Origin of the sequence: Vibrio sp. 10N.247.311.47 (genome assembly GCF_041467535.1) — a bacterium.
Classification (GTDB): Bacteria; Pseudomonadota; Gammaproteobacteria; order Enterobacterales; family Vibrionaceae; genus Vibrio; species Vibrio crassostreae_C.
Genome location: NZ_JBFSUR010000093.1, coordinates 1 through 1984, shown reverse-complemented (window position 1 = coordinate 1984; position 1984 = coordinate 1). Strand labels below are relative to the sequence as shown.

The following is a 1984-nucleotide window of genomic DNA, read 5'->3' as shown; positions in this document are numbered from 1 at the left end:
ATGATGAGCGCGTGTGGAAGTTTGAGCCCAAAGCGCAGCATTGGATGCGCCTTCGCTTTGATGAGGAGGCAAGCTAATGGCCGTGATGCACCCGCGCGTGGCGCACAACTACCTTAAAGACGGGTATTACCCGACCGATGAGGCGACCTTAGCAGAGATAGCCAAGCGACTGCGGTTCAAAGCCGGCACTCAACGCTTGCTCGACCCGTGTTGCGGGGAAGGCAAGGCGCTGGCTCAGTTGGCGAGTCACATCGACCACCATGAGCAGAGCGCGCTTCACACCTATGGCGTGGAGCTGGATGAGGCGCGGGCCGTCACGGCCAGTCAATGCCTCGATTCGGTGCTGCGCAGCAATGCGTTTGACACACAAATCGGCTCAGGCAGTCAGACGTTGCTGTTTTTAAACCCGCCGTATGGCGCGGTGGTCACCGACCAGGTGGACAAACAACATCGTGACATGGCCAGACTGGAAGTGCAGTTCACTCAACGCCTGCTCCCCACGCTAAAGCGTGACGGCATATTGGCGTTGGTGGTGCCCTATCCCTCTCTCTCACCTGCGTTTAGCCGTTATCTTGCGATGCGGCTACGACAGGTCGAAGTGTTCGCTGCCTCAACCGACCGCTTTAAACAAGTGGTCATCTTAGGGCGCAAAGCGGACATGAGAGGGCCTGAGCATCAAGCGGAGCGCACACAAACGGCGACCCAATTGATAAACGCTGGCGAAGGTAAGGTGATATTGCCTTACCCCACTCGACCGTTTGAGATACCCCCAGTCAATGACGCACCATTTCGTTTTGAAATGATACGGCCAGATACGGGGCAACTTGAACAAGCGTTTGGGGCGCATGGGGGGCTTTGGCCGACCTTTGACACCCAATTTAACCTCGCGAGGCACCACCAAGTCCCTCGGCCGTTAAGAAAACTGTCACCTTGGCATTTGTCGTTGTCGCTCGCGGCGGGACAGATTGCCGGCCAGGTGCACAGCAACGATGGCTCTCAGACACTGCTGGTCAAAGGTGGCACTCAAAAAGTGCAGCGCACCGTGACGACGGTTGATGAGAGCCAAACCATCACCACCGTGATAGACCAATTTCAACCGCTCATTCGAGCGATTGACCTCACCCCGGGTGAGCGCTTTGGCCGCATCGTGGTCATACAATAACTTCACTGCCCGTCAGGCGCTTTTCCTGACGGGAAGGCGCCTTATTTTTTAATAAGGAACCTAACCATGAAGACTCCATTGATTTCGCTCGATAACGGGCTTTATCTCGATGCGGTGGTCACCACCGCTGATAACCAGGTGCAATTTCTCTCCGTATGGGGACGCGATGGCGCCATGCAACACTTTTTCGCCGCGCTCACGCTACCGATGAGCGAGGGCGGAATACGCGTCATGACCGTCAAACTACCGGAAGGCAATCTGGTGCTCGACTTTGCTCAGGCGAAGTCACTCACCAAACGTACCACACGGTTACCCAAACACACGCCCGTGGGCGAATGGGTGCACACCTGGCTTATTCACCCGTCGTTACTGAAACCTAGCGGTCAAAGTATGACGGTGATGAGTCAAACCCCACTGTCTCACGCCACGTTGTGGCCAACGCTCAAGCAGCTGTGTCATTTGCCGCTGTTAGAGCATTGGCAACCGGCCCTGCAACCAAGACTGCAATCCATGATTCACGAGCTGCCCTCCTATGGGGTATTTGCGTATCATTTGGACTTGCAGATTGACGTGATGGAGCCCTTAGTCAGTGAAGCGCTGCAGCAAGGCGTATTAACCGTACTGCAAGGAGCGATGGGATGAGCGACTCGACAGAAACCACTCAACAAAACGAGCAAGACAACGTGTTGTCTCTGCATGACTTCATCGACCAATTCGGTGACGGCCTATTGGACAACATTGAAGCGGCGCACCCGGCGCGTTATCAATCGGCGTGTGAAAAGCGCGCGGCGGTGATGCAATCGCTCAAGCGGGTGCCGTTTG

3 protein-coding genes are annotated in these 1984 nt (G+C 55.6%); all 3 read left to right on the top strand.

Translation table 11 applies throughout. The features are described from left to right. Positions 1-76: 76 nt before the first annotated feature. The gene (locus tag AB6E51_RS24330) at positions 77-1162 is read left to right on the top strand and encodes a DUF6094 domain-containing protein (RefSeq protein ID WP_154723990.1); all 1086 of its coding nucleotides are present in this window, start codon (positions 77-79) and stop codon (positions 1160-1162) included. Between the two features lie 66 nt (positions 1163-1228). Continuing rightward, positions 1229-1804 carry a hypothetical protein gene (locus AB6E51_RS24325; RefSeq protein ID WP_102300491.1) on the top strand — a complete coding sequence of 192 codons (576 nt, stop codon included), beginning with the start codon at positions 1229-1231 and terminating at the stop codon, positions 1802-1804. Further along, on the top strand, positions 1801-1984 hold a 184-nt coding region (locus AB6E51_RS24320), incomplete at its 3' end, for a hypothetical protein (RefSeq protein WP_372140294.1). The genes AB6E51_RS24325 and AB6E51_RS24320, both read left to right, overlap by 4 nt.